The sequence below is a fragment of the Pantoea sp. 1B4 genome (assembly GCF_016925765.1).
GTDB classification, from domain to species: Bacteria; Pseudomonadota; Gammaproteobacteria; order Enterobacterales; family Enterobacteriaceae; genus Pantoea; species Pantoea agglomerans.
In genome coordinates this window covers 202269-223356 of record NZ_JAEUWZ010000001.1, presented here as the reverse complement: position 1 = coordinate 223356, position 21088 = coordinate 202269, and the positions used below count along the sequence as shown (strand labels likewise).

Annotated in this window: 13 protein-coding genes and 6 pseudogenes; 7 read left to right on the top strand and 12 right to left on the bottom strand. The window is 57.2% G+C overall.

Translation table 11 applies throughout. The annotated features are described in order from the left end of the window. Positions 1-166 precede the first annotated feature (166 nt). Positions 167-1033, top strand: a complete 867-nt coding sequence (locus tag JNO11_RS01025) for a nucleoside-specific channel-forming protein Tsx (protein WP_010252090.1) — start codon at positions 167-169, stop codon at positions 1031-1033. 96 nt (positions 1034-1129) lie between these two features. On the opposite strand, the pseudogene yjdN reads toward JNO11_RS01025, so the two are convergent. Continuing rightward, positions 1130-1568: pseudogene (gene yjdN, locus JNO11_RS01020) on the bottom strand (VOC family metalloprotein YjdN). 75 nt (positions 1569-1643) lie between these two features. Further along, a complete protein-coding gene (locus JNO11_RS01015) occupies positions 1644-2540 on the bottom strand; it encodes a LysR family transcriptional regulator (protein ID WP_010252093.1) in 897 nt (298 codons plus the stop codon). A 114-nt stretch (positions 2541-2654) separates the two neighbouring features. On the opposite strand from JNO11_RS01015, the pseudogene JNO11_RS01010 reads away from it, so the two are divergent. From JNO11_RS01010 to abgT, 3 genes and pseudogenes are all read left to right on the top strand, one after another. Continuing rightward, positions 2655-3969: pseudogene (locus JNO11_RS01010) on the top strand (M20 family metallo-hydrolase). Continuing rightward, a complete protein-coding gene (locus JNO11_RS01005) occupies positions 3966-5408 on the top strand; it encodes a M20 family metallopeptidase (RefSeq protein ID WP_033769461.1) in 1443 nt (480 codons plus the stop codon). Before JNO11_RS01010 ends, JNO11_RS01005 begins: the two are co-directional and overlap by 4 nt. Before the next feature lie 161 nt (positions 5409-5569). Continuing rightward, a complete protein-coding gene (abgT, locus tag JNO11_RS01000) occupies positions 5570-7087 on the top strand; it encodes a p-aminobenzoyl-glutamate transporter (protein WP_325176829.1) in 1518 nt (505 codons plus the stop codon). A 76-nt stretch (positions 7088-7163) separates the two neighbouring features. Here the strand turns inward: abgT and nadS are convergent, their stop codons facing one another. After that, positions 7164-7448: a NadS family protein gene (gene nadS / locus JNO11_RS00995; protein WP_022625237.1), complete on the bottom strand. Its 285-nt coding sequence runs from the start codon at positions 7446-7448 to the stop codon at positions 7164-7166. Positions 7449-7829: 381 nt separating this feature from the next. On the opposite strand from nadS, the pseudogene JNO11_RS00990 reads away from it, so the two are divergent. Next, positions 7830-9240 (top strand): annotated as a pseudogene (locus JNO11_RS00990) (MFS transporter). A 46-nt stretch (positions 9241-9286) separates the two neighbouring features. On the opposite strand, the pseudogene JNO11_RS00985 reads toward JNO11_RS00990, so the two are convergent. The 3 genes and pseudogenes from JNO11_RS00985 to JNO11_RS00975 all read right to left on the bottom strand — a co-directional run bounded on the left by JNO11_RS00985 (position 9287) and on the right by JNO11_RS00975 (position 13131). Continuing rightward, positions 9287-10598: pseudogene (locus JNO11_RS00985) on the bottom strand (cytochrome c). Between the two features lie 10 nt (positions 10599-10608). Beyond that, positions 10609-12394, bottom strand: a pseudogene (locus tag JNO11_RS00980) (GMC family oxidoreductase). A gap of 2 nt (positions 12395-12396) precedes the next feature. After that, on the bottom strand, positions 12397-13131 hold the full coding sequence (locus JNO11_RS00975) for a gluconate 2-dehydrogenase subunit 3 family protein (RefSeq protein ID WP_010672043.1): 735 nt from the start codon (positions 13129-13131) through the stop codon (positions 12397-12399). A gap of 277 nt (positions 13132-13408) precedes the next feature. Here JNO11_RS00975 and sbmA point away from each other — a divergent pair, with 277 nt between their 5' ends. Continuing rightward, positions 13409-14650, top strand: coding sequence for a peptide antibiotic transporter SbmA (sbmA, locus tag JNO11_RS00970; protein WP_033770848.1), 1242 nt, complete (start codon positions 13409-13411; stop codon positions 14648-14650). A 47-nt stretch (positions 14651-14697) separates the two neighbouring features. Here the strand turns inward: sbmA and JNO11_RS00965 are convergent. The 5 genes and pseudogenes from JNO11_RS00965 to JNO11_RS00945 all read right to left on the bottom strand — a co-directional run bounded on the left by JNO11_RS00965 (position 14698) and on the right by JNO11_RS00945 (position 18421). Next, a pseudogene (locus JNO11_RS00965) lies at positions 14698-14998 on the bottom strand (helix-turn-helix domain-containing protein). Further along, the gene (locus JNO11_RS00960; RefSeq protein ID WP_325176828.1) at positions 14991-15344 is read right to left on the bottom strand and encodes a type II toxin-antitoxin system RelE/ParE family toxin; all 354 of its coding nucleotides are present in this window, start codon (positions 15342-15344) and stop codon (positions 14991-14993) included. The pseudogene JNO11_RS00965 and the gene JNO11_RS00960 overlap by 8 nt, the downstream one beginning before the upstream one ends. Before the next feature lie 211 nt (positions 15345-15555). After that, positions 15556-16608, bottom strand: a complete 1053-nt coding sequence (locus JNO11_RS00955) for a YncE family protein (RefSeq protein WP_325176827.1) — start codon at positions 16606-16608, stop codon at positions 15556-15558. A 202-nt stretch (positions 16609-16810) separates the two neighbouring features. Continuing rightward, the gene (locus JNO11_RS00950) at positions 16811-17020 is read right to left on the bottom strand and encodes a DUF1471 domain-containing protein (protein ID WP_009092571.1); all 210 of its coding nucleotides are present in this window, start codon (positions 17018-17020) and stop codon (positions 16811-16813) included. Between the two features lie 213 nt (positions 17021-17233). Beyond that, positions 17234-18421, bottom strand: coding sequence for an MFS transporter (locus JNO11_RS00945; RefSeq protein ID WP_191917328.1), 1188 nt, complete (start codon positions 18419-18421; stop codon positions 17234-17236). 105 nt (positions 18422-18526) lie between these two features. On the opposite strand from JNO11_RS00945, the gene JNO11_RS00940 reads away from it, so the two are divergent. Then, positions 18527-19492 carry an AraC family transcriptional regulator gene (locus JNO11_RS00940; RefSeq protein WP_325176826.1) on the top strand — a complete coding sequence of 322 codons (966 nt, stop codon included), beginning with the start codon at positions 18527-18529 and terminating at the stop codon, positions 19490-19492. Between the two features lie 22 nt (positions 19493-19514). Here JNO11_RS00940 and JNO11_RS00935 read toward each other — a convergent pair whose 3' ends face one another. After that, positions 19515-21059 carry a PAS domain-containing methyl-accepting chemotaxis protein gene (locus tag JNO11_RS00935; protein WP_010252127.1) on the bottom strand — a complete coding sequence of 515 codons (1545 nt, stop codon included), beginning with the start codon at positions 21057-21059 and terminating at the stop codon, positions 19515-19517. Positions 21060-21088 lie beyond the last annotated feature (29 nt).

Here is a 21088-nt window from a genome sequence, read left to right as displayed (position 1 = left end):
TTGACAAACGTGAGCAAAATCTATTTTCTATCGATCTGTTACAGGCACGCTACGCGGGCTGAAGAACTGGCTGTTATTTGCTGTGAAACCCTCATTCCCATCAAGGGACCGATTTCTCTCTGACTGCGTCTGCTGTGCGGCGGTCAAAAGCATGTGGCTGATAATAATGAAATTTAAAACGTTGATAGCAGGTGCCGTGCTGGCATGTTCATTGAGTGGTGCTGCGCAGGCCGCTGAAAGCGATCCGCAGTATGTCTCCGACTGGTGGCATCAGAGCGTTAACGTGGTAGGCAGCTACCACACCCGTTTCGGACCGCAGTTTAACAACGACGTTTATCTGGAATATGAAGCGTTTGCGAAGAAGGACTGGTTCGATTTTTATGGCTACCTCGATCTGACCAACTTCTTCGGCGCAGGCAACAGCAACGCCAACGGCATTTTTGATCACGGTTCACCGATGTTTATGGAGATTGAGCCGCGCTTCTCTATCGACAAACTGACCGGCACCAGCCTGGCGTTTGGTCCGTTCAAAGAGTGGTATTTCGCTAACAACTACATCTACGACATGGGCCGCAACAGCGATAGCCGCCAGAACACCTGGTATATGGGTCTGGGCACCGATATCGATACGCACAGCGATGTCGGCCTGTCGCTGAACGTCTACGCAAAATATCAGTGGGAAAACTACGGTGCGGCGAATGAAAACAGCTGGGATGGCTATCGCTTCAAAGTGAAATACTTTGTGCCAATCACCACGCTGTGGGGCGGTAATCTGGGCTATGTGGGCTTCACCAACTTCGACTGGGGTTCCGATCTCCGCGATAAAGGCGGTTCATCACGCACCAGCAACTCCATCGCCTCCAGCCATATTCTGTCACTGGGTTACGATCACTGGCACTTCTCTGCGGTGGCGCGTTACTTCCACAACGGCGGACAGTGGGCGGATGGTCAGGAGCTGAATTTCGGCAACGGGCCGTTTGAAGTGAAATCGACTGGCTGGGGTTACTACCTGGTGGCGGGTTATAACTTCTGATTACGTGCGGCGGCCTGAATAGCGCCGCCGCGCATTAATCCGGGCAGTTGCCATTAATTAATACGGCGCCGCAAATTACGACGCCGGCTGGCCCGATTATTCCTGCGGCTTCTCGACGTTGATGCGCCATGGAATGTTGAACTTATCAATGAACATCGCGAATCCGTTCGACCAGAACGTCTCCTGCCACTCAGTTGTCACCTTGCCGCCTGCCGACAGTTTCTCAAACCAGGCTTTACCCTTTTCGACATCGGTAGTTGAGAGACTGACCGCGTAACCGGCATGCTCAGACGCTGGCGGCTGATCGGTGTTGCCATCGCTCAGCATCAGCTCACCGTCACCAATACGCAGCTGGGCATGCATGATCTTTTCTGGCGGCTGCGGCGCGGCAGACTGATCGCCGACCTGCTCACCCTGATCCGGCATATCACCGAATTTCATTTTAGAGAGCAACTCTCCCCCCGGTCGCCTGCAGGTAAAAGTCGATAGCCTCTTCGCAACGGCCATAGAGAAACAGATAAGGACTGACTTGCATCGTAACCTCTATATTTGTCGGGTGGATTTTTTTCAGTACCTTAACAGTGTAGACGATCGACTTTACTCACTGATTTTACTGGCAATAACGGCGGAAAAGTTGTGCCATATAACTGCTCATTGGGGTCAGCGTCGTGTCTTTGCGCTGGATCAGATAGAAGATCGCTTTCGGCAGGGGTTCGTCGAGCGTCAGCGCCACCAGCGACCGGCCCAGAATCGGGTCGTCAATGACGTCGACCGACAGAATACTGATGAAATCGCTTTGCGCCACAAGGCTGGTGCAGGCCATAAAGGTTTCACAGGTCACCACGATTTTGGGTGCCATGCCGCGTTCACCAAACAGATCGTGCAACAAGCGGTAGTAACTGCCTTTAGGCGTTGGCATCGTCCAGTCCGCCTGCTGTAACTCCGCCAGAGAACGCGCCTTTTCCAGCGGATGGCCTTTGCGCACCACTACCTTGTACTCGCGCTCCATCATCCGCTCATACATCAGCTCCTGATCGAGATGGCTCTGATCGTAGGTATTAATGGTGAAATCGAGCGCGCCCTGGCGCAATTCATGCACCATCGACACCAGTTGGCCTTCGACGATGCGCACCTTCACCAGCGGGTATTCGCGATGAAACTGGTTAATCACCTGCGGCATAATGGTGCGCGCCACGCTGCCACCGACGCCGATATTCACCTGACCGCCACCCAGTCCCAGCCGCTGCTGAATATCCTCTTCGGCGACCCGCAGCTCTGCCAGCACCAGGCTGGCATGCCGAAAAAAGTTATCACCGATATCGGTTAACACCACGCCCTGCTGACGGCGGATAAACAGCTTTGCCCCCAGCTCGCGCTCCAGTTCCTGAATCGCTTTGGTTAACGCCGGTTGTGACAGCCCGGAAAGACGGCTTGCCGCCCGGATACTGCCCTGTCGCGCCACGTCAACGAAGGCGCGCAGCTGATGGAGCTTGAGATTGGCAGACATAATTTTGCGATAACCGTTGTTTATCAGTCACAAGATATTCGCATCTTATGCCGGTCAATACCATTGTGTAGATTCGGAACAGTGCATAAAAAATCAACAACGAGGAGAGAGCCGATGAACCCCCTTTCAGACCACGTCAGCGCCCGGCTGCCACAGCTGCAACAGTGGCGTCGCGACTTCCATCACTATGCCGAATCGGGCTGGCTGGAGTTCCGCACCGCCACCTTCGTCGCTGAAGAGCTGCATAAGCTCGGTTATCAACTGAAGCTGGGCCGTGAGGTCATCGACGCCGACGCGCGGATGGGCTTGCCCGACGAGGCGGTGCTGAAGCAGCAGGAAGCGCGCGCGCTGCAACAGGGCGCGCTGCCGCAGTGGATCAGCCACTTCTCCGGCGGATTCTGCGGCATCGTGGCAACGCTTGAGACCGGCCTTCCTGGCCCGGTGATGGGCTTCCGCGTCGATATGGATGCCCTGGATCTCAACGAGAGCCAGGCTGACGATCATCTGCCGCAGCGTGAAGGGTTCGCCTCCTGCAACGCAGGCATGATGCACGCCTGCGGACATGACGGCCACACCACCATCGGGCTGGGTCTCGCCTCGGTGCTGATGGCGATGAAAGATCAGCTCAGCGGCACGATTAAACTGATCTTCCAGCCCGCCGAAGAGGGTGTGCGCGGCGCAAAAGCGATGGTGGCGGCGGGCGTGGTCGATGACGTTGATCGCTTCACCGCCATTCATATCGGCACCGGCGTGCCGGCAGGCGAAGTGGTGTGCGGCAGCGACAGCTTCCTCGCCACTACCAAGCTGGATGTTCACTTTACCGGCGTCGGTGCCCATGCGGGCGGTCGTCCTGAAGAGGGGCGCAATGCCCTGCTGGCCGCCGCACAGGCAACGCTGGCGCTGCATGGTTTAACCCAGCACAGCGGCGGCGTGGCACGGGTCAACGTGGGCGTGCTGCAGGCGGGAACCGGCCGCAACGTGGTAGCCGACTGCGCCCTGCTGAAAGTCGAAACCCGTGGCGTGACCAATCAGGTCAACGACGACATCTATCAGCAGGCGCTGCGGGTGATTGCCGGTGCGGCGGCGATGTATGGCGTTGAGCAGCAGGTCTCGCTGATGGGGGGCCGCGCGCAGCTGTACCCCGACGCAGCCATGGGTTGATTTCATCCATCAGCAGGCGGACGCGCTCGGTATCTTCAACTCCGTGGTCGATCGTAAAGCGCAGGCGGCGGGTTCGGAAGATGCGACCTACATGATGGAACGGGTAAAGCAGCGCGGCGGTCAGGCCTCTTACGTCATTTTTGGCTGTGAGCTGGCGGCGGGTCACCACAATGCGAAATTCGACTTTGATGAGCGGGTGATGCCGGACGCCATCAGGCTGCTGGCGACGCTGGCGCTGAACCAGGCGCAGTATGGGGGCTCACGATGATGGAAGACTTTATTGCCGACTATATCGCTCGTCATCAGCTTCGTTTCAGCACGCTCAGTGACGCCATCTGGGACACACCGGAGACCCGCTTTGCCGAAACCCGCTCGTCAGCCCTGCTTTCTGATGCGCTGGCAGAAGAGGGATTCAGAGTGGAACGCGGCGTGGGTGGCATCGATACGGCGTTTATCGCCAGTGCGGGCAGCGGTAAGCCGGTGATTGCCATCCTTGGCGAGTTCGATGCGCTGGCGGGCCTGAGTCAGCAGGCGGGCTGCGCCCGGCCACAACCTCTGGAAGCCAACGGCAACGGACACGGCTGCGGTCACAACCTGCTCGGCACGGCAGGTGTTGCGGCGGCCTGCGCCGTGAAAGCCTGGATGGAACAGCATCACACGGGCGGCACGGTTCGCTTTTACGGCTGCCCTGGCGAAGAAGGCGGTTCGGGCAAGACTTTTATGGTGCGCGAAGGGCTGTTTGACGACGTTGATGCCGCCGTGACCTGGCATCCGGAGGGGTTCAGCGGCATGTTCAATCTGCGCACCCTCGCCAATATTCAGGCGGCGTTCAGCTTCAAAGGGGTTGCGGCGCACGCGGCCAATTCTCCCCATCTGGGCCGAAGCGCCCTGGATGCCGTCACGCTGATGAATACCGGGGCCAATTTTCTGCGCGAGCATATTGTTCAGGAGGCACGTCTGCACTACGCCATCACCAACAGCGGCGGTGTTTCGCCAAACGTGGTGCAGGCCGATGCGGAGGTGCTCTACCTGATCCGCGCCCCGGAACTGCCACAGGCGCAGGCGATCTATGAACGGGTGATCAATATCGCCAGGGGTGCAGCGCTGATGACCGACACCACGCTGACCGTACGTTTTGATAAAGCCTGCTCGGATTACGTGCCGAATCGCGCGCTGGAAGCGGTCATGGAGCGTTATTTGCATCAGTTTGGTTTGCCCGACTACAGCGACGAAGAACGCGCGTTTGCGGCTGAACTGCGTGCCACGCTCACTGATGACGATCTGCGCAATGCCCGGCTCAATGCCGCACGAACCGGTGGTGAAGCCGGTCACGCCTGGGCTGAAAAACTGGGCGACAAGCTGTTTATGGATGAGGTCGCGCCCTATGCGGTCACACGTGAACTGCTTTATGGCTCCACCGACGTCGGCGATGTCAGCTGGGTGACGCCGACTGCACAGTGTTTTGCGCCCTGCTTTACCTTCGGCACGCCGCTGCACACCTGGCAACTGGTGGCGCAGGGACGCACCAGTATCGGGCATAAGGGGATGTTTCTGGCGGGCAAAGTGATGGCGGCCACAGTGTTAACGCTGTTAACGGATCGGCAGGCGCTGGCTGGCTGCAGGGCCGAGTTTGATCGGGTACGCGCCGCGCAGCCCTATCACTGCCCGATCCCGGCGGGGATCACACCAACAAAACTGGCCGAATGAGCCAACGGCCGTGTCTCTGACACGGACCACTATAAAAAAATATTGCAAACACTTCCCCGATTCAGCGGTGCCGGAACTGAACTCACCGCCTGTCGCACAACGCGACCGGCGTCAGGCCTTGCTACCGCCGATAAAAGGGACACAAGACGAGAACCAATACCATGGAAGCAACATCCGAGAACCGCAGTCCTGGCCGGCTCTTCAGCTGGATCGAGCGCGTGGGGAATAAAGTCCCCAACCCGTTTTTACTGTTTGTCTATCTGATCGTGGTGCTGATGGTGGCGACCGCCATTATCAGCGCGCTGGATCTGGCGGTGAAGAACCCGAGCAACGGCGAAATCGTGCGGGTGAATAACCTGCTGAGCGTCGCAGGCATTCAGTGGATCCTGCCAAATATCATCAAAAACTTCAGCAGCTTTACCCCGCTGGGATCGATTCTGGCGCTGGTGATTGGTGCTGGACTGGCGGAAAAGGTCGGCCTGCTGCAGTCGCTGATGGTGAAGATGGCGTCACGCGTCAGCCGCCGTTATGCCAGCTACATGGTGCTGTTTATCGCCTTTTTCAGCCATATCTCCTCGGATGCCGCGCTGGTAGTGATGCCGCCGCTGGGCGCACTGATCTTTCTGGCGGTGGGCCGTCATCCGGTGGCGGGCCTGCTGGCCGCCATTGCCGGTGTGGCCTCCGGCTTTACCGCCAACCTGCTGATTGTCACCACCGATGTGCTGCTCTCGGGCATCAGCACTGAAGCGGCTAAAGCGGTCAGCGACACGGTGCATGTCAGCGTCATCGATAACTGGTTCTTTATGGCCACGTCGGTGATTGTGCTGACGATTGTGGGCGCGCTGCTGACCGATAAATTTGTCGAGCCGCGACTGCCAAAGTGGCAGGGCAACGGCGAGAAGCTGGCGGCGCTGACGCCGCTTGAAAACCGCGGTCTGCGGGCTGCCGGGATCGCCGCGCTGCTGTTTATCGCCCTGATGGCGCTGCTGGTGGTGCCGGAAAATGCACCGCTGCGCAATCCCGCCACCGGCGCCATTATTCCCTCGCCTTTTATTCAGGGCATTGTGCCAATCATCATTCTGTTCTTCTTTGTGGTGGCGATTGCTTATGGCGTGGTCACCCGACAGATCCGCCGTCCGGATGATATCCCGCAGTTGCTGGTCGATCCGATGAAGGGCATGGCGGGTTTTATCGTGATGGTGTTTCCGCTGTCGCAGTTCGTGGCGTTCTTCAACTGGAGCAACATGGGCAAATTCATGGCGATCGGGCTGACTGATGTGCTGGAGAGCGCAGGCGTCAGCGGCGCGCCCGCTTTTCTCGGCCTGATGTTCCTGTCGGCGTTTCTCTGCATGTTTATCGCCAGCGGTTCAGCCATCTGGTCGATTCTGGCGCCGGTCTTTGTGCCGATGTTTATGCTGCTCGGCTTCCATCCCGCCTTTGCCCAGATGATTTTCCGCATCGCCGACTCCGCCGTGCTGCCACTGGCACCGATGTCGCCGTTTCTGCCATTGTTTCTCGCCTTTTTGCAGCGTTACCAGAAAGATGCGCAGCTCGGCACCTATTACGTGCTGATCTTCCCCTATCCGCTGGTGTTCTTTATCAGCTGGATAGCGCTGCTGCTGGTGTGGTATCTGCTGGGTCTGCCGATCGGGCCAAGCGTCTGGCCGAAACTGCCTTAAAGCACAGTGCCACCGATGAATGTTTCATCGGTGGCACGTTTTATTTTTTGTTAAACGGCGTGCAGGGAACAACGGCTCATTGCGCCGCCAGCTCCTTAAAAAATTCCGGGTTTTTCTGGATAGTGACCAGTACTTTAGCTGCCAGCCCGGTCGGGTTACGCCGTCCGGCTTCCCAGCTCTTTATGGTATCGAGGCTGGTTCCCAATGCCGTCGCCATCTCACTCTGTGAGACGTTAAGCTGTGCCCGGATAGCCTTCACGTCGGCAACCGCGTAACGGGTAACACGACCGGGCTCCCTGATACCGTTTTTGATCTCCACAGCCTCTTCCAGCGATGCTTTCAGCTCGTCAAAAAAACTCACGTTACACCTCATCTTTCAGTAATTGTGTCAGCTTCTACAGCTCAGCTTTTTCCGCGTCCGTGAAAAGGTGTCATAAAGCAAGGCTATGATAACGCAAGGACGCCATTTGCATCCATGCGCTCCTGCCCCCGCGTTACCGGACTGAGAGACAGTCCGGAGTTCGCTGCAATCAGATTCTGGCTTGGTCGCCGCTGCCGGAGTGCGCCTGCCACGGATGGCAAAACCTGCAACGTACGTTGCTAAATAGTCAGCAACGCCCCTCTCGGCAACGGCGGATGAATTGACTATTCTGCTATTTCTTCGCTTGCTAACGGTTAACTATTTTAATAAGCCTCCGACCGGCTGCGAGTCGTCTCTACACTGCCTGAGGTTCACGCTGACATGACCACCTCCTCCACCAGCCTGCCGCCGATGCACGCTTCATCGGCGGCCCGTAACAGCTTAGCCGCTCGGGTTGATGCGCTGCCCTCCTCCGCCGGATTGTGGCGCTTTATTACGCTGCTGGCGCTGGGCGGCTTTTTTTGAGCTTTATGACCTGTTTGAAACCGGCTATATCAGTACCGGCCTGCTGTCGGCGGGCGTATTTCACACGGGTGCGGCAGGCGTGCTGGGCTTCTCCGATCAGGCGGCCTTCGCCTCAGCCACTTTTCTCGGTCTGTTTTTTGGTGCCAGCCTGCTGGCACCCTACGCTGATCGCTTTGGTCGCCGTCTCACCTTTATGTGTGCGCTGCTGTGGTACGGGCTGTTTTCGCTGCTGATGGCGTTCCAGCAGAGCGCGGAGATGATTATTCTGTTCCGCTTTCTGGTAGGGATCGGGCTGGGCGTCGAGCTGGTGACCATCGACACCTATCTGTCGGAATGGGTGCCGACCCATCTGCGCAGCCGCGCCTTTGCCTTCTCCTTTTTCGTGCAGTTTTTATCGGTGCCGGCCGTGGCGCTGATGTCGTGGTGGATGATTCCGCAAACGCTGTTCAGCCTTGAAGGCTGGCGCTGGGTGGTCATTGCGGGCGCGGTCTGTTCGCTGGTGATCTGGCTGGTGCGCAGGAACCTGCCGGAGTCGGCGCGCTGGCTGGCGCAGCAGGGTCGTCATCAGGAGGCGCATCAGGTGTTGTCCACGATGGAGCAACGCTGCGGCATCCCGGCCGGACCCGCTTTTTCAGCCGATGACGCCGCGGCGCAGCTGCCAAAACGGGGACGCTTCAGCGAGATCTGGTCACCCGCTTACCGCAAGCGCACCCTGATGCTGGTGGTGATGAATTTTTTCCAGGCGATCGGCTTTTTCGGCTTTGGTAACTGGCTGCCTGCGCTGCTGTCAGGCCGCGGTGCCACGGTGACGCACAGTTTGCTTTATGCCTTCTTCATCACGCTGGCCTATCCGCTGGGATCGCTGATCTGTAGCCGCTACGCCGATAAGCTGGAGAATAAGTGGCAGATTGTCCTGTCGTCGCTGATGACGGTGGTGTTCGGCACGCTGTTCGCCTTCCAGACGCAGCCGGTATTGCTGATTCTCTGCGGCTTCCTGATCACCTGGTCCAACGCCTGGCTGACCTTCAGCTTCCACGCCTATCAGACCGAGATTTTCCCGACCCATATTCGGGCGCGAGCGGTCGGCTTCTGCTACTCCTTCAGTCGCCTCTCTACGGTATTCAGCAGTATTTTGATTGGGGTGATCCTGCAGTACGCCGGTACGCCAGGTGTGATTACCTTTATCGTGCTGAGCATGGTGATGGTGATGCTGTCGGTAGGGATTTATGGGCCGAAAACGCGCGGTATCGATCTGGAGAATATCTAAAAGAAAAGGCCGTCATCCTGATGATGACGGCTTTTTTTACTGCTGATTATTTGCCTTCCAGTACCCGGATATCTGCACTGCCCAGCCGATCTTTCTCATCTTTACGCAGCTCAGCGACCTGTTTCGCGCTGACCGGCTCCGACGCCTTGTTGCCCCAGCTGTTACGCACGAAGTTCACCACGTCCGCCACCTGCTGATCGTCAAGACGCCAGCCAAATGCTGGCATGGTAATCGTCGACGGCGCGCCATTAACGCCAGGCAACTGTCCGCCCACCAGCACGATATGAATCAGTGAGGTCGGATCGTCCGCCAGCACCACCGGATTACCGCGCAGCGCCGGATAGAAACGTTTATAGCCGCTGCCATCGGTTTTATGGCACGCCGCACAGCTGTCGACGTAGGTGGCTGCCCCCCGTCGCACTGTCGTCACCTTTCCACAACGCTTTGGCGGTGGCGTCATCGACGCTGAAGGCTGCCTGATTAGGATCTTTCGCGCCCAGCGACTTCAGATAGCGCGCAATCGCCGTGATATCGGACTCGCTCAGGTGCTGCAGGCTGTGTTCCACCACGTCGGTCATGCCACCAAAAGCGGCGGTCTGATCGTTGCGGCCATAACGCAGGAACTGACGCAGGTCCTCTTCGCTCCAGCGACCCAGTCCATCGCGGTTGTCGCCACGCAGATTGCTGGCGGTCCAGCCATCAATCGGTGCGCTGCTGCCCGCCAGATAGTCGCTGCCCTCATTGTTGGTCAGCGCCTTCTCCTGCATCGTGATGCTGCGCGGCGTGTGACAGGCCCCGCAGTGACCCAGTCCTTCTACCAGATAGCGACCACGTGCCAGCACCGGATCTTCCTGGGCTGCAGGCTGGAACGCTTTCACGTCGGGCGCAAAAATCCCGCGCCAGATCGCCAGCGGCCAGCGCATCGACAGCGGCCAGGGAATGTCGCTCTCCCGGTTTGGCTGCCCGACCGGCGCGACGCCATGCATGAAGTAGGCGTAAAGCGCCTTCATGTCTTCATCGCTGACCACTGCGTAAGAGGGATATGGCATCGCCGGATAGAGCGTATCGCCATTTTTCGCCACGCCCTGACGCACCGCTTTCTGGAAGTCGTCGTAGCTGTATTCGCCAATGCCAGTCGCGGGATCGGGCGTAATGTTGGTGGAGTAGATGGTGCCAATCGGTGTTGCCATCGGCAGCCCACCGGCAAAGGCCGCGCCGCCTTTGCTGGTGTGGCAGGCCACACAGTCACCGGCTCGCGCCAGATACTCACCCCGTTTAACCAGATCGTCCTGGCTGCTCTCCGCCAGGGCGGCGAACGTCAGGGAGCCAAGAATCAGAGCCAGAATGCCATTTTTCATCGCCATGTCCTTATGCCTGCACCAGTGGGCCTGGGTTTTTCAGGTAGTGTTCGCGAATCGCTTTAGCTGACCAGTAGGTCAGCGCCGCCACCATGCCGGTCGGGTTGTAGCCCAGTCCCTGCGGGAAAGCCGATGCGCCCGGTACAAACACATTCGGCACATCCCAGCTTTGCAGATAACGGTTAACCGCACTGGTTTTTGGATCGTCGCCCATGATCGCCCCGCCACTGATGTGGGTAGTCTGATAAACCGTGGAGTCGAAATGGGTGCCAGGCTTTTTCGCGCCGCCGATGATCATCTTCGGATTCATCGCTTCCGCGATATTGCGCATCTTGCCGACCATGAACTGCGCCATTTTGATGTCGTTCTCCTGCCAGTCAAAGGTCATGCGCAGCAGCGGCTGTCCATAGGCATCTTTGTAGTTGGGATCGAGATCAAGGTAGTTGGCGCGATAAGACTGGTGGGCGCCGTGCGCATCCATCGACAGATGATGGGTGTAGGTATCCGCCACCGCCGCTTTCCATTTGCTGCCCCAGTTGGGCGTACCCGCCGGCACCGGCAGGCCGGAGATCGGTTTGGTGCCCGCCTGGTTAACCCAGAATGGCGAACCACCAACAAAGCCCAGCGGCCCGTGGTCGAAGTTATCCGCGTTGAAATCATCAACCGCAACGCCTGCGCCACCCGCACCGATAAACGGATTAGTGGTGGTGTTCTTATCAAACAGCGCCTTCAGCGTAGAGAGGTTCTGATAGGCGAAGTTACGGCCCACGGTCCCTTCGTTGGTAATCGGGTTGTAGGGTTTGCCGATGCCCGACAGCAGCATCAGGTGAACATTGTGGAACTGGAAGGCGGAGAGGATCACCAGGTCAGCGGGCTGAATCTGCTCGCGGCCCTGCCCATCCACATAGGTCACGCCGGTCGCACGCGTTTTGTCATCGCTGAGATTGACCCGCAGCACATAAGAGTTATTGCGCAGCTCAAACTTAGGCTCCTGACGCAGCGCAGGCAGGATATTGACGTTAGGCGACGCCTTGGAATACATGTAGCAGGCGTAGCCGCTGCAGTAACCGCAGAAGTTGCACGGCCCCATCTGTGCGCCGTAGGTGTTGGTATACGGACCCGAGGTATTGGCGGACGGCAGATCGTAAGGGTGATAGCCGACCGACTCTGCCGCCTGAGCAAACAGCTGCGCCGAGTAAGTGCGCTTCTGCGCGGGCAGCGGGAAGTTATCTGAGCGATCGGGTGCAAACGGGTTGCCGCCTGTATCTTTGCCGACCACTTTGCCTTTGATACTCCAGGCGCTGCCTGAGGTGCCAAAAACCTTTTCCGCTTTGTCGAAGAACGGCTCCAGCTCATCGTAGCTGACGCCAAAATCCTGAATCGTCATGCCTTCCGGGATGAAGTTCTTGCCGTAGCGCTCTTCGTAATGGCTGCGCATCCGCAACTCAACCGGATCGACACGGAAATGGACGCCGGACCAGTGAAGACCCGCGCCACCGGTGCCGGTGCCGGGCAGAAACGCCGCCAGCTGACGATAGGGCACTGCGGTCTGCGACGCATCATGACGAATGGTCACGGTGCTTTTGGAGAGATCCTGGAAAAGCTTTTTTGCGGACGTTATAGGTCAGCTCATCAATGGACTGCGGATAGGAGCCATCAGGATAGGTATCGCGATGCGGTCCGCGCTCCAGCGCCAGCACGTTCAGGCCCGCTTCGGTCAGCTCTTTCGCCATAATGGCACCCGCCCAGCCGAAGCCGACAATCACCGCATCCACTTTTTTCATTTCGTTTGCCATGCTTAGCTTCTCTCCCCGCGAATCGACACTGACGGGAACGGATAACGTTCGCCGCGCTCTACCCAGTCCATAAAGTCGGCGCGTGCGCCAGGGAAGTTAATCAGCTTCCAGCCGACCATGCCCTGATTCCCGCCGTGTATAGGATCGCTGAAGAAGCCTTCACGGGTATTCTGCAACAGGAAACTAAAGAAAACTTTTGCCGGCAGCTGGCTGAATTCAGCACTGCCATTTTCCATCGCCTGCAGTAAGGCATCCTGCTGCTCGCCACTGAGCTGGGCGAACACCTTGCCGTGCTGCTTTTTGCTGTAATTATCGGCATCGGCCAGACCGAGGCGGTAGATCTGCTGTGGCACCAGCGGCAGCTGATAGCCCAGCTCTTTCGGCAGGTCGGGATTAAACGGCCCCTGCATATACCAGTTCGACCCCGTGGCATACGGCGTATTCATCTGACGATCGATAAACTCAGGTACGCCCGCTTCCAGCGCACCAGGCCCGCGTTCATCGCTGGGGATAAGCCGTGCCACGGCGGCGGTAATAAAAGCAAACTCTTCGGCGGTGAACCAGTTCGGCTGGTAGTCGCGCGCCTGCTGTGGCGTGGCCGGGGTTTCAGCCGCCTGTGTGGCCAGCGGCAGGGAGAGAGCACCCATCGCTGTGGAACCTACCGCCATTGCAGGCGCCAGGGTGATTGTCTTCAGCAAAAAATCCCTGCGTGAATGACCCTTTTTTTGTTCTGACATGACATTGCCTCATTCCCGCGCTGACCGGCGGTATGAAAAAAATAGGTGGTTGCGTTGTAATGGTTTTTATCAGCAGATACAGGCCAGGAGCCTGTTTGTTACCGGTAACAAACAACCTATTGTAACACTGCCATTCACAAAGATTTAGTTCCAGGAAACAAAACCGCACAATTTCATTAACATCTATCCCCCCTCCTGTCATTAGCAGAAACAACAGACTACAGACAGCGACCCGTCAAAAACGTTATAACAGGCAACACACAACAGCGGAGTGCCTATGTTTAAGTCTTTTTTTCCGCGGCCAGCGCTGTTTTTCAGCTCTGCGGCTGTCTGGAGCTTAGTAGCGATTTTTGCCTGGTTCGGCTTTGCCGCGCATCTGCCCGGCATCTGGCCCACCTTTGAAACAGCAATGAAACAGCCCCTGCCGACGACGGCAGCGCGTTTTATCGCCGTGAGTCAGCTCTGGTTCTACCTCTATTACTGGATCATGGTAGCCATTTTTGCCGGGGTCTGGCGGTTGATTGATGCGCATCCATGGCAACGCTGGTCAGTCTGGGGCTCCGCGCTGATCATCTTTGTGACCTGGTTTGGCGTGCAGGTCGGAGTGGCCATTAACGCCTGGTATGGACCGTTTTATGATCTGATTCAGAAAGCGTTAACCAAAGCGGGATCGGTGCAGATTGCGGAGTTTTACCATGAGGTTTTCTCTTTTCTCGGCATCGCATTAATCGCGGTGGTGATTGGCGTACTCAACTCCTTCTTTATCAGCCACTGGGTTTTCCGCTGGCGTAGCGCCATGAATAACTACTACATGCACAACTGGCAGCGTCTGCGTCATGTCGAAGGTGCCGCACAGCGTGTGCAGGAAGACACCATGCGGTTTGCGACCACGCTGGAAAACTGGGGTGTCAGTTTTATTCAGGCAATTATGACGCTGGTGGCGTTTTTACCGGTGCTGGTCGCGCTCTCCCATCACGTGAAAGATATTCCCATCCTCGGCAATATTCCTTACGCACTGGTGATTGCCGCTGTGCTCTGGTCAGTGTTTGGTACCGGTTTGCTGGCGCTGGTAGGGATTAAGCTGCCGGGGCTGGAGTTCCGCAATCAGCGGGTTGAAGCCGCCTACCGTAAAGAACTGGTCTACGGCGAAGACAATGCCGATCGTGCCACACCGCAGACGGTTCAGGAGTTGTTCAGTCGGGTGCGGGTTAACTACTTCCGTCTCTACTTTCACTATCTCTACTTCAACATCACCCGCATTCTCTATCTGCAGGTTGATAACGTGTTTGGTCTGTTTCTGCTTTTTCCATCCATTGTGGCGGGCACCATCACGCTGGGCTTACTCAACCAGATCACCAACGTGTTTGATCAGGTGCGCGGCTCGTTCCAGTATCTGATCGCCTCCTGGTCGACGCTGATCGAACTGATGTCGATCTATAAGCGTCTGCGCAGCTTTGAACAGATTCTGGATGATGTTCCGCACGATGAGATGATGCGCGAAGCGTCGGAAGAGGTGTAACGGGTTGGAAAGAGAGAAGCCACGATAATGTGGCTTCTCTCTTCTAATCACAGATCAAAAGCTATTCTTTTGCCTGTCGGCAATTTGACATCGATACTTATCTCGCCTCCCAGAGCCGTAACGTAACGCTTCAGCGTAGAAAGGCGGGGATCATTATCAGCCTGTTCCATTCTGGCGATAGTTGGCTGTTTCACACCCATTGCGTGCGCCATCTCTGTCTGTGACAGGTTAAGTTCTTCGCGCAACATGTGTAGCGCGATAACCTGCCGCATTGCATCGACTTTTTTTGGCAATGCGTTCGCGACTCTCCGGACTTTGATTTGCCATCAGCTCTTTTAAATTAGCCATTATCCCCTCCATTCAAATATTTGCGGAATTCAGCATCTGCCGATTTGATCATGTCTTTATAGAATTTCTTTTCCTTAACCCCGGTTTTATCGCCTGCACACAACACAATGCCGCGGCGAGAAGGATCAAAAGCAAAGAAGGCCCGTATCGGTTTGCCTTGATGCTGCACTCTTAATTCTTTCATATTCGGAAAATCAGAGCCGTCTACGGTATCAGCAAACGGCCTCGCTAAATGCGGCCCATACTCAGACAGGATAACTATCGCGGCGAGCATATCCTCCTTCAGTTCCTCACTCTGAGCCTTAAACCACTCATCAAATCTTTTGGTTGTATCCACATCCCACATCGCAACATCCTTATAGCGAATAAGCTATAAATGATGCTATAGCCTGTTCGCTATAAAGGCAAGTGTCTCGCGGGCCGCCAGGGCAAAAGGATATCCCAGACTACAAAACGGCTTTGAAAATAAAAAAAAGCCACTCGTCAGAGTGGCTTTCTCGTTTACAAAGACCGGATGTAAAACAGCTTCAACACAGCAGTGCCCGGGACGTCACGCCTTACAGTGCAATACGCATCACGCTGTCAGGATTTTTTGGCGGCGCCTTACGCGAGCCAGGTTGTTTCACGCTGACATAAAGCACCTTGCCGTCTGCCGAGAGTGCCAGACTGTTAGGCAATGCCGGGGTTTTCACCGTGCGCTTCACCTTATAGCTGCTGGCGTCGATGATGCTGACTTCACCCGCTTTGCGATGAGTAACATAAAGCTCATCGCGATCACCATTAAACAGCACCGCCAGCGATTCCGGCACATCAATCCGCTGAATCACCTGCTGATTACGCAGATCAACCACCAGCACCTGCGCCTGCTTTGAATCCGTCAGGAAGGCACGCTGACCGCGCGTATCCAGCGCGATGTTCAGAAAGAAGTGCTCTTTATCGCCGTCAATCTTCTGCTTTTTCTCAATGGCATTGGTGCGCGCATTAATCGTCACCAGTTCACCATCACCGTTGGTGACGTAGACCTTCTGCGCGTCTGAATCTACCGCCAGGCCGGTGCCCATTTTACCGGTATTCGGGATGGTACTGACAAGTTTCAGCGTGCTGCCATCCACCACCCAGACCACGCTTTGCGGTCCCAGGCCGGTGATATAAACCCGGTTAGTTTTAGCATCAACCGCCACCTGACGCGGCTGCAATGGGCGCACTGTCTCACTGCGCTTACGGCTATCCAGCACCAGCGTGTTGAGCACTTTGCCGCTGCTGGCGTCAATGGCCGTAACCGAGCCGTTTACGGTGTTGCCGATGTAGAGCACGTTGGTTTTCGGGTTGATCGCCGCGCCGAACGATTTCAGCTCCGTGTTGATCGACTGCTGTACCGCCAGCGTAGCCGGGTCGAGACGGAAAACTGTGCCGCCGTCACCGCTGCTGTTCTGCGCTGTCGCCACGAACAGCGCGTTATCTTTCGGGCTGACTGCCAGTTCATAGACGCCTTTACCCACGGCCTGATTGAGATCTTCAGCCTGCACCGCCAGCCATCCTGAGGCAGAGAACAGGGCCGTAGCCAGTAACAGCGGACGCAGGGTCCGGCACGTATTGGTAATCGCTTTCATAACTTCTCCATAGTTAATCCACTGCAGACGCAGTGAAAAGAAAGTCCGACATTGCAACCAGAAACAGCTGACCAGCAGTCAGATGCAGAATTTTTTTTGAGAATAATAATTATTTCGGGGGAAAAGGGACAGGATTATTAGCGGATAAACGCCGCCAGGACGCCCAAAGGCGTCCTGTCAGCACAAGAGGGTAAAACTTAACTTATTTCAGCAGCTCAGCGGTCATGTGAACGCCGTTGTTGGTGTAAGCTTCAGTGATTTTATATGAAGCACCAGCTTCCTGAGCCTGCGCAGCGATTTTCGCTTCAGCACCATCCAGCGTAGAGTCGATGGCGGTCACAGATTGGGCGAAGCTGGCGAATGGCAGAACAGAAAGCGCGATAACAGCTGCAAAAGTTTTGATAGATTTCATGGTCAATTCCTCGGTTAATTTTTATCAGGTAAGGCGTGCTGCCTTGTTGATAGATATATTAGTCCGGAAGTTGATCAGTAAAAAGCGGAGGGTTTTGCTTAACTCGTTCAGTAAAATTGATGATAAAAAGCACATTTCGCACAGTTATCACTCAAAAGGTTAATAATCTACGCCCATTAAAAAAAGGCAGCATATATTGCTGCCCTTGAGAATTTAACCGTGATGCCGTACCCGGGTGAAGATGGTCAGCGCGGCCAGCAGCATCAGAACTCCGCTGGCAACGAACACACCGCCTGCGCCGCGCAGGTCAAACATCCAGCCGCCCGCCGCCGCGCCGACAGTAATCGCCAGCTGGATGGTGGCAACCAGTAAACCGCCGCCCGACTCCGCATCATCCGGCACCGCGCGCGAAATCCAGGTTGACCAGCCGGTTGGCATCGAACCGAACGCCATCCCCCAGATCGCCACGCCTGCGCCCACCATCCAGCTGACATCGCCAAAGCTCACCAGCAGCAGTGCGGTGACACTCATCAACAGCGCCATGCCACTCAGGGTCAGTGATACGCTGCGGGTGACCAGGAAACCGGCCAGCGAGGTGCCAAAGAAGTTCGCCACACCAAAGGCCAGCAGCACCAGCGACAGCTGATTAAGGTTGAGCTGCGCAACGCTTTCCAGAAATGGACGCAGATAGGTGAAGAAGGCGAAGTGACCGGTAAACATCATGATTACCGCCAGCATTCCCCAGCGCATCACACCAATACGCAGCAGCGCCAGCACCCCGCCGTTGCGGGCTTTGTTCTCTGCCGGCATGGCGGGCAGGGTAAAGAACTGCCACAGCAGCGCCACCGTACCCAGTCCGGCAGTCAGCATAAAGATGTTGCGCCAGCCCACCAGTCCGCCGAGATAGCTGCCCAGTGGCGTAGCGATAATCGTCGCCAGCGAGATACCGCTGAAGACGATAGAGAGCGCACGCGGCACCTGTTCGGTGGGAACCAGGCGCATGGTGATGGCGGTTGAGAGTGTCCAGAAGCCGCCAATGGCCATACCCAGCAGCACCCGCGCCAGCAGGATCACCGTCAGGTCAGCCGCAAACGCCACCATCAGTGCCGACGCGATCAGCAACAGCGAAAACACCAGCATGACGATGCGACGGTCGATGCGCCGCGTGACGCTGCCGGTGACCAGACTGGTAAACAGCGCCACCAGCGCGGTGATGGTGACGGTCTGTCCCGCCTGCCCTTCTGATACGCCGAGGCTGTGGGCCATCGGCGTCAGCAGACTCACGGGTAAAAATTCGGCGGTGATGAGGCTGAACACCCCAAATGCCATAGCAAATACCGCGCCCCACGCGGGACGGGTCGGCGAGGAAACCTCATCAGCCACTTCGGTTGTCAGACTCATGCTGCTTCTCCGGAAGATAAAAAAAGTGAGTGTGAGCATAGAACGCCGTGTCAGGACGATCTATGATGCTTACACCTTCATTTTTGATAATTCGTCTGGAATCACATGAGCCACTATGGAGATCTGACCAGTGAGCTGCTGATGGGGATGCGCCTCTATGGCGTGAACTATCAGCGTATCGCAGTGAGCGCGCCGTTTGGGCTGCGTTATGATCACGCGCCGGGCCGGGCGCAGTTCCACTTTGTCGGACGCGGCTCACTGATGGTGCGCAGCGCCTCCGGCGAGGTGTTTCAGCTCAACAGCGGCGATGCGCTGCTGGTGCCGCACGGCAAACCCCACAGCCTGATCTCCAGTGAGGAGGCGAGCTGCCAGTGTATTAAGAACATGGCGAGCAAGCCGCTCTGCGACAGCGTCTGCGCCATTGCAGTCCCGGAAGATGCCTGTGATGACGAGCACAGCGTGCTGTTGTTCAGCGCCTGCATGGCGTTTGAGCTCGGCGGCATGCAGCCGCTGATCAACACCATGCCCGATGTGATGCTGGTGAGTACTCTGCTGTCGCAATACCCGGAGATTCAGCCGATTCTGGCGGCGATGGAGCGGGAGTCGCTCACCCGCCAGGCGGGATTCGCCGGGATTCTGTCGCGTCTGGCAGACGTGGTTGCCGCGCTGATTGTGCGCGGCTGGGTAGAGAACGGCTGCGGCGAGCGCAGTGGGCTGGTGCAGGCAATGCGCGATCCACGTCTGAGTCAGGCGATTGCTGCGATGCATCGGGAGCCAGGCGAAAACTGGACGGTGGCGCGGCTGGCCAGCGTGGCAGGCTGTTCGCGCTCAGTGTTTGCCGGACGGTTTCTCAATGCCACCGGCATGACGCCGCTGCGCTATCTGACGGAGTTGCGGATGCGGCTGGCGGTGCAGCGGATTGTGAACAACGGTGAAGCGGTGGAAGCCGTGGCTTATCATCTCGGCTACGGCTCGATTGCGGCATTCAGTCGCGCCTTTAAACGGATTGTCGGTCAGTCACCAGGCGCACTGCGTGCCGGACGCGACGGCACGCAGGCGCTGGCCTCTTAACCGGGCCGCTTAATCTCTTCTCTTAACGAAAGACGCTGATCGCTTCGACCAGACGGTTAGCCTGATGAGTCATACGACCTGAAGCCTCGGCGCTTTCTGTCACGCGGGCGGCATTCTGGTGGGTGATATCATCAAGATCTTCCACCGCTGAACTGACTTCGCTGAGCGCGGTCGCCTGTTCGGCCGTGGCGGCGCTGATCTGGGCGATCAGTGCGGTGACATTCTGCACCTGCGACACGATATCCTGCATCGTGCGGCCTGCCGCGCTGGCGTGCTCATTGCCCGAGTTGACCCGGCTGGCGCTGGTTTCAACCAGCATTTTGATTTCGCTCGCGGCTTTGGCGCTGCGCTGCGCCAGGCTGCGCACTTCTCCGGCGACCACCGCAAAGCCTTTGCCCTGCTCACCGGCCCGCGCCGCTTCCACGGCGGCGTTCAGTGCCAGGATATTGGTCTGGAACGCAATCCCGTCGATAACGCTGGTAATATTGGCAATCCGCTTTGAACTGTCAGCAATTTCGCCCATCATGCCCATCATTTCGGTCATCACCTCGCCGCCTTTGCTGGCAGCGTGGCTGGTGCCGGCTGAGAGGGTATTCGCCTCATGCGCAGTTTCAGTGTTGCTCTTCACCGTGGCGGTCATTTCGTTCATGGTGGCCGCAGTCTGCTGCACATTGGCAGCCGCCTGCTCGGTACGGCGGCTGAGTTCGTTGTTGCTGCGGGCGATGGCGTCGCTGGCGCTCAGCACATTGATTGCCTGGCCGCTGACATCATCCACCAGCCAGCGGAACATCAATCCGAGCTGACCGATGGCGCGCAGCGTCACACCCACCTCATCAACGCGGTCCATCTGCTCCACTTTATGGCTGGCACCGGTTGCCACGCTCAGCGCCTGTTTGCACATCCGCTCAATAGGGCGTGAAATCTGCTGCTCCAGCCACAGGCTGCAGAGCAGAAGCAGCGCAGCCATTCCCGCGGTAAAGCCTGCCAGTGCCGCGGGCGTCATGCCCAGCGCCCAGACGCCTGCCACCGAGAGGGGCAGTAACGTCAGCAACGTTGTGCGGATCCGCCAGCGAAGGGGCAGCGTCTTCAGGATTGAGGCGGGACGACGCCAGCCGCTGCGAACCAGCAGGCCTTTGTGAAAACGTCGCCCTCTGGCGCGGCCTTCACGAAAATCCTGATAGAGCACCTCAGTCTGACGCACTTCCTCTGCCGTGGGTTTGGTGCGCACCGACATGTAGCCCTGCACTTTACCGTCGCGGACTACCGGAATGGCGTTGGCCCGCACCCAGTAGTGATCGCCATTTTTACGGCGGTTCTTGACCAGTGCCGTCCAGGGTTCACCCTGTTTCAGCGTCGCCCACATGTCGGCAAACGCTTCTGATGGCATATCGGGGTGACGTACCATGTTATGCGGCTGGCCGTTGATCTCGTCGGCGGTGAATCCGCTCGCCTCGATAAACGCGTCGTTAGCGTAGGTGATGTGGCTGTTAAGATCGGTGGTCGACATCAGTGTCGCATTATCGTCGAACAGATATTCACGCTGAGAGACAGGCTGGTTGTTACGCATCAAAAGTCCTTGGAGACCCGACGTCCTGC

Coding starts and splice junctions, on each gene's coding strand:
- JNO11_RS00945 (WP_191917328.1), bottom strand. CDS start 18,421: ATGAGTCTGACAACCGAAGTGGCTGATGAGGTTTCCTCGCCGACCCGT.
- JNO11_RS00950 (WP_009092571.1), bottom strand. CDS start 17,020: ATGAAATCTATCAAAACTTTTGCAGCTGTTATCGCGCTTTCTGTTCTG.
- JNO11_RS00975 (WP_010672043.1), bottom strand. CDS start 13,131: ATGTCAGAACAAAAAAAGGGTCATTCACGCAGGGATTTTTTGCTGAAG.
- JNO11_RS00960 (WP_325176828.1), bottom strand. CDS start 15,344: ATGTGGGATGTGGATACAACCAAAAGATTTGATGAGTGGTTTAAGGCT.
- JNO11_RS00935 (WP_010252127.1), bottom strand. CDS start 21,059: ATGCGTAACAACCAGCCTGTCTCTCAGCGTGAATATCTGTTCGACGAT.
- JNO11_RS00940 (WP_325176826.1), top strand. CDS start 18,527: ATGAGCCACTATGGAGATCTGACCAGTGAGCTGCTGATGGGGATGCGC.
- JNO11_RS00955 (WP_325176827.1), bottom strand. CDS start 16,608: ATGAAAGCGATTACCAATACGTGCCGGACCCTGCGTCCGCTGTTACTG.
- sbmA (WP_033770848.1), top strand. CDS start 13,409: ATGTTTAAGTCTTTTTTTCCGCGGCCAGCGCTGTTTTTCAGCTCTGCG.
- JNO11_RS01015 (WP_010252093.1), bottom strand. CDS start 2,540: ATGTCTGCCAATCTCAAGCTCCATCAGCTGCGCGCCTTCGTTGACGTG.
- abgT (WP_325176829.1), top strand. CDS start 5,570: ATGGAAGCAACATCCGAGAACCGCAGTCCTGGCCGGCTCTTCAGCTGG.
- JNO11_RS01005 (WP_033769461.1), top strand. CDS start 3,966: ATGATGGAAGACTTTATTGCCGACTATATCGCTCGTCATCAGCTTCGT.
- JNO11_RS01025 (WP_010252090.1), top strand. CDS start 167: ATGAAATTTAAAACGTTGATAGCAGGTGCCGTGCTGGCATGTTCATTG.